The sequence below is a fragment of the Roseicyclus sp. genome (assembly GCF_052168335.1).
GTDB lineage: Bacteria > Pseudomonadota > Alphaproteobacteria > Rhodobacterales > Rhodobacteraceae > Roseibacterium.
The window spans coordinates 1-5,713 of record NZ_JBQLZP010000082.1 but is presented as its reverse complement, the minus strand read 5'-3'; the positions used below and the strand labels follow the sequence as shown (position 1 = coordinate 5,713).

Annotated in this window: 8 protein-coding genes; 4 read left to right on the top strand and 4 right to left on the bottom strand. The window is 72.5% G+C overall.

What is annotated here, in order from left to right; genetic code table 11:
• Positions 1–670 (top strand): NAD(P)H-dependent oxidoreductase (locus tag ACTS11_RS02720; RefSeq protein ID WP_442638812.1); only part of this gene is annotated, 670 nt, incomplete at its 5' end.
• On the opposite strand, the gene argC is transcribed toward ACTS11_RS02720, so the two are convergent.
• Together argC and ACTS11_RS02710 are read right to left on the bottom strand one after the other, a co-directional pair.
• Positions 667–1,581: an N-acetyl-gamma-glutamyl-phosphate reductase gene (gene argC, locus ACTS11_RS02715; protein ID WP_442638811.1), complete on the bottom strand. Its 915-nt coding sequence runs from the start codon at positions 1,579–1,581 to the stop codon at positions 667–669. The genes ACTS11_RS02720 and argC overlap by 4 nt on opposite strands.
• Before the next feature lie 65 nt (positions 1,582–1,646).
• Entirely contained in the window at positions 1,647–2,087 is a 441-nt protein-coding gene (locus tag ACTS11_RS02710; RefSeq protein WP_442638810.1) for a thermonuclease family protein, read from the bottom strand.
• Positions 2,088–2,350: 263 nt separating this feature from the next.
• Between ACTS11_RS02710 and era the strand changes: the two genes are divergently transcribed.
• Complete coding sequence (gene era / locus ACTS11_RS02705; protein WP_442638809.1) at positions 2,351–3,256, top strand: GTPase Era; 906 nt, start codon at positions 2,351–2,353, stop codon at positions 3,254–3,256.
• A 1-nt stretch (position 3,257) separates the two neighbouring features.
• On the top strand, positions 3,258–3,587 hold the full coding sequence (locus ACTS11_RS02700; protein WP_442638808.1) for a DUF1491 family protein: 330 nt from the start codon (positions 3,258–3,260) through the stop codon (positions 3,585–3,587).
• On the opposite strand, the gene ACTS11_RS02695 is transcribed toward ACTS11_RS02700, so the two are convergent.
• A complete protein-coding gene (locus tag ACTS11_RS02695) occupies positions 3,584–4,150 on the bottom strand; it encodes a Pr6Pr family membrane protein (protein ID WP_442638807.1) in 567 nt (188 codons plus the stop codon). The genes ACTS11_RS02700 and ACTS11_RS02695 overlap by 4 nt on opposite strands.
• A 117-nt stretch (positions 4,151–4,267) precedes the next feature.
• On the opposite strand from ACTS11_RS02695, the gene recO reads away from it, so the two are divergent.
• Entirely contained in the window at positions 4,268–5,008 is a 741-nt protein-coding gene (gene recO, locus ACTS11_RS02690) for a DNA repair protein RecO (RefSeq protein WP_442638806.1), read from the top strand.
• Between the two features lie 187 nt (positions 5,009–5,195).
• Here the strand turns inward: recO and thpR are convergent.
• A partial coding sequence (thpR, locus tag ACTS11_RS02685) for an RNA 2',3'-cyclic phosphodiesterase (RefSeq protein ID WP_442638805.1) occupies positions 5,196–5,713 on the bottom strand: 518 nt, incomplete at its 5' end.

The following is a 5,713-nucleotide window of genomic DNA, read 5'->3' as shown; positions in this document are numbered from 1 at the left end:
GGCGGCGGGGTGGCGCGTGCTGCGGTCGGATCTTCACGGCATGGGGTTCGACCCCGCCGAGGGGCCGCGGCATCACGCGCCGATGGCGCGCTTCGACGCGCTCAAGGCGCAGGAGGCGGCTGCGGCGGCGGGGCGTCTCCCGGAGGACGTGGCGGGGGAGGTCGCGAAGATCCGCGCTGCCGACGCGATCTTGTTCCACTTCCCGATCTGGTGGTTCGCGCCCCCCGCCATGCTGAAGGGCTGGACCGAGCGCTGCCTGCCGCATGGCGCGCTCCACGACGTGGAGAACCGCTTCGACCGGGGACTGCTGCGGGGCAAGCGCGCGCTCTTCTGCGTGACGACGGGGGCGAAGGCCTCGGAGGCGGGGCCGGACGGCAAGGAGGGGGAGACGCGGCTCCTGCTCTGGCCGCTCGCCTACACGCTGCGCTACTGCGGGATGGACGTGGCGGAGCCCCTGCTGGTGCACGGGGTGCACGGCTATCACCGGGGCGCGCGGAAGGCGGAGCTGGAGGCGCGGCTGGGCCGGGTTCTGGAGGCGCAGGGAACGTTGATCGACGGGCTGTGGGAGCGGTCGCTGCTGCCCTTCAACGCGGATGCGGACTTCGACGCGGAGGGGCGGCTCGGGGCGGAGGCCCCGAGCCACTGGCCGTTCATCCGGCATCCCGGCTAGAGGCCCGCGCCCTCGTCGAGCCCGAGCATGATGTCGAGGTTCTGCACGGCCGCCCCGGAGGCGCCCTTGCCGAGGTTGTCGAGGACCGCGATCAGGATCGTGGCCCCTGTCTCGGGGTCGCCGTCGACCGTGAGCTGCATGCGGTTCGTGCCGTTCAGCGCCTGCGGGTCGATCCGGTCGCCGAGCGCCGCGCGCTCCACCACCTCGACGAAGCGGGCGCTTGCGTAATGCGCCTCGAGCGCCGCGAGGGCGGCGGCGGGGCCGCCCGTGGCGAGGTGGAGCGGCACCTGCACGATCATGCCCTGGGCGAACTGGCCGACCTGGGGGACGAAGATCGGCTTGCGGGTCAGGCCCGTGCGGGCGACGATCTCGGGCAGGTGCTTGTGCTTCTGGCCGGTGGCGTAGACGAAGCCGCCGGACACGCGGCCCTCCTCGAACTCGGCGATCATCGACTTGCCGCCGCCCGAGTAGCCCGAGAGCGCGTTGATCGTGAGCGGATGGTCGGGCGCGATCAGTCCGGCATCGACCAGCGGCCGCAGGAGCGCGATGGCGCCGGTGGAGTAGCAGCCCGGGTTCGAGACGAACTTGGCCCCGGCGATGCGCTCGCGCTGGCCCGGCGCCATCTCGGGGAAGCCGAAGACCCAGTCGGGATCGGTCCGGTGCGCGGTCGAGGCGTCGATCACCCGCACGGGCATGTTGCGCAGGTCCGGCGCGATCTCGTGCACGGCGGCGTCGGGCAGGCAGAGGATCGCGACATCGGCCTCGCCGAAGGCGCCGATCCGGGCGAGCCGGGACTTCCGGCTCTCCTCCGGCAGGGAGATGAGCGCGATGTCCCGGCGGCCCTCGAGGCGCGCGCGGATCTGGAGACCCGTCGTTCCGACCTCGCCGTCGATGAACACCTTCGCAGTCATGGCCCTGTTCCTTCGGGGTTGCGGACGCGTCCGGTTACTCCCGATGGGCCCCCTCGCGCAACCGTCTATCGGGCCCGCGCGCCGAAGTCCTGCGGCGGCATCCGCCCCCGCTGCCGCGCGTCGCAGCGCCAGAGGCGCTTGCGGATGCCCGGCGGCTCGAGATGGCGGTAGCGGCCGCCGGAATACTTCGGCCAGTCGACCGCGAGGCCCGCGCGCACCAGTTCGGCGGCGAGGTCGGTGCCGTCGGGGAGCGTGCAGGCGGCGACGTAGCGGCCGTAGGACAGCTCGCCCGTCACGTGCGCCGTCACGACCTTGCCCTTGCAGAGGCGGACGAGGGCCCATTTCGACTTCTGGCCGTAGGGGTGGTCGAGCTCGGGCGCGTCGATCCCGGCGAGGCGGATGTGCTGGCGGTCGATGACGATGGTGTCGCCGTCGATGACGTGGCAGGGGCCCTTGAGCACGACCGGGCGGGCGACCGGCGGCGGCGGCGGGGACTGCGCCGGCATGGGCTTCGGCGGGGGCGGCGGGCGCCAGTCCCGCGCGGGCGGATCGGGGAGGAGCGTCGGGCCTGGCGGGCTGGCGGACGCAGGCGGTGGGTCGGGCGGTGAGGGGCGCGAAAGGCCACCGAGAAGGAATCGGAATAGTCGCATCTGCCCAATGGGCCACGGCTTTGGGGCGAAACCTTGCCGATGGTGCGTCCGAGCTTCCTCTGGCGCTGCGGCGCGGGGACGCCTATGGAGCGGGGGTCCAGACCTTTAGGCCCTGTCCCATGAGCACCCGCGCCGGATTCGTCGCCCTGATCGGAGAGCCCAACGCGGGCAAGTCCACGCTCCTCAACCGCATGGTGGGAGCGAAGGTCTCGATCGTCACGCACAAGGTGCAGACGACGCGCACGCGCATCCGCGGCGTCGCGATGGAGGGCGAGAGCCAGATCGTCTTCGTGGATACGCCGGGCCTGTTCCGTCCGCGGCGGCGGCTCGACCGCGCGATGGTGGCCGCGGCCTGGGGCGGGGCGGCGGATGCCGATGTCATCGTCCTCCTGATCGAGGCGCATCGCGGCCTGACCGAGGGCGTGCAGGCGATCCTCGACGCGCTGGGCGAGAAGGCACGCGGGCGGCGCGTGGCGCTCGCCATCAACAAGATCGACCGGGTCGAGGCGCCGAAGCTGCTCGCGCTGACCGAGCAGATGAACGCGGCCTTCGGCTTCGAGAAGACCTATCTGATCTCGGCCGAGAAGGGCTATGGCGTCGACGATCTGCGCGCCTGGCTGGCCGAGGCGGTGCCGGAGGGGCCCTGGCTCTATCCCGAGGACCAGATCGCGGACCTGCCGATGCGCATGATCGCGGCCGAGATGACGCGCGAGAAGCTGACGCTGCGGCTGCACGAGGAACTGCCCTACCAGCTGACGGTCGAGACCGAGAACTGGGAGGAGCGCAAGGACGGCTCGGCCCGGATCGACCAGGTGATCTATGTCGCCCGTGACGGGCACAAGGGCATCCTGCTGGGCAAGGGCGGCGAGACGATCAAGGCCGTGTCCAAGGCCGCGCGGGAGGAGATCGAGTCCTTCCTCGACCGCCGCGTGCACCTGTTCCTGCAGGTGAAGGTCCGGCCGAACTGGCTGGAGGAGGCCGAGCGATACTCGGAGATGGGGCTCGACTTCCGCGACGGGAACTGACGTGGCGCGGCTGACGGCCGAGTTCTGGGTGCAGGCCTATCTGGCGCGGCTGAGGCTCGCCGACATCCCGGCCTTCGTGGTTGCGCGCGGCGACGCGACGGCGGGCGCGGTGCTGGTCAAGCAGGCGACGCTCGACGGACGCGCACGCGCCTTCCAGCGGAGCTTCGACCCGATGACCGGGGCGCGGTCGTGGATGGTGCTGTCCGAAGGCGAGGAGCGCGACGTGGATGCCGCCATCGCGCGACAGCGGGACTTCGACCCCGACCTCTGGGTGATCGAGGTGGAGGACCGGGCGGGTCGCCACCTCCTCGACGAGCCGGGGCTCGACTAGCGGTCGGCGAAGCGCCCGATCCCGATCATGACGATACCGCCGAGCAGCATGGCGAGGCCGAGCTGCGCGAGCGTCGCCACGACGGGCCAGGGCCCCGCCACGGTCGGGTCGATGAAGGGATAGGGATAGACCCCGTCCACGGTCCCGAGACCGAGCGCGTAGGCGGAGTAGACCGAGGGCCAGACCACGAAGGCCGGCAGGTCGGCCCAGCCGAGCGACGTCTTCGGCGCGTGCCGGAACCACCAGAGCAGGACGGCGAGCGGAACGATGGTGTGCAGGCCCCAGTCCGCCACGAGGCCGAGGCCCGTGGGATTCCAGAACTCGGCGAGCATCACGTGGTAGACCACGCCCGTCACCACCGCCGAGAGCGTGAGCGCGGCCAGCAGCGGCGCGCTCAGTCCCCGCGTCCGGCTGACGGCGACTGTGGTGAAGGCCACCGCCACCAGTGCCGTCGTCAGGATGGTGAAGAAGCGCGCCATCTCCACCACCGTCTGGAGCGGCCCGGTCGACCTGAGCTGCATCAGGTAGACCCACTGCGCCGCCAGCGAGGCCGCTGCCAGCACGGCGACCATGAGGGCTTGCCTGCGGGCACGGAGGGGCAGCACCGGGAACATGGGGCGGAGCCTGCCACGCGTCCTCCGCATGGACAAGGCGGGGCATGGGACCGATAGTCCCGGCCCATGGAGTGGCGCGAGGACGGTATCCTGCTGGCGGTGCGGCGGCACGGCGAGAGCGCCGCGATCCTCGAGGTCTTCACCGAGGGGCGGGGCCGCTTCGTCGGCGTCATGCCGGGCGGCGCCTCGCGCCGGATGGCCCCGGTGCTGCAACCCGGCGCGCAGCTCGACGCGACCTGGCGCGCGCGGCTGTCCGAGCATATCGGCAGCTTCCGGGTGGAGCCCGTCCGTTCCCGCGCCGCCGACGCGATGGACGACCGGCTGGCGCTGGCGGGGCTCGGGGCGGTCTGCGCGCTCCTCTCCTTCTGCCTGCCCGAGCGTGCGCCCTATCCCGCCCTCTATGCCCGCAGCCTCGCCCTCCTCGACGGGCTCGGGGCCGAGCGCTGGGCGGAGGCCTATCTGGGGTGGGAGGTCGCGCTCCTGTCCGAGATGGGCTTCGGCCTCAGCCTCGAGCATTGCGCGGTGACGGGGTCGTCGCAGGATCTGGCCTATGTCTCGCCCCGCACGGGCCGCGCCGTCTCGCGTGCCGGGGCGGGGGAGTATGCCGACCGCCTCCTGCCGTTTCCCCCCTGCCTCGCCGGGATGCCGGGTGGGAGTGCTGCTGACCTCGCCGCCGCGTTGCGGACGACGGGTCATTTCCTGCACAACCACCTCGCCCCGTCGCTCGGCGACCGCTCCCTCCCGCCCGCGCGCCAGCGGCTCGTCGACCTGTTGTCGCGCGCCGCTCGGACGGGCGAGAGCGGGTAGGATGCGGGCGGGTCGCGGGATGCGCCGTCCCCGAGGGCGGAGCGGTGGAGCGCGATCTCGGACGCCGTGAGGCTCGGGATCGTGTCGGACATTCCCGGGTGGCGGCGCCTGTCGCGGGCCGCTCGAAACGGCGAGGGCGGATCGGGCGCGCGCGGCGAGGTCGCGCCGGACGCTTCTCGCCGACCGTTCAGAACGGCGAGAGCGGGTAGCTCTCGAGCGGATCGTGGAGCGCGCCGTCCCGGCCGAGCGTGGAGCGGTAGAGCACCACCTCGGTCGCCGTGAAGCCGGGGATCGCCACGGGCATTCCGAGCGCCGCTGCCATCCGGTCCCGCGCTGGGCCCTTCGGCTGCTGGTTGGAGCGCGCCAGCGTCACGTGCGGGCGGAAGCGGCGGCGCGGCAGATCGGCGCCCGCCATCCGCGCGATCCGCTCGACCTTGGACTGGAGCGCGGTCAGCCCCGCGTCGGGCAGGACGCTGACGAAGACCAGCCCGCGCTCCATCTCGGCGAAGGTGTCGAGGCCTCCGAACCGGATCTCGGCCACCGGCAGTCGTGCGCCGGACATCTCCTCGTCGAGGGCCGCCAGCACGTCCTCCCCCGCGTCGCCGAGGAAGGCCAGCGTCAGGTGCAGGTTCTCCTCCGGCACCGCGCGGCCGGTGGGCAGGCGCGATTGGACCTCCACCATGGCCGCCGCCGTCTCCTCCGGCA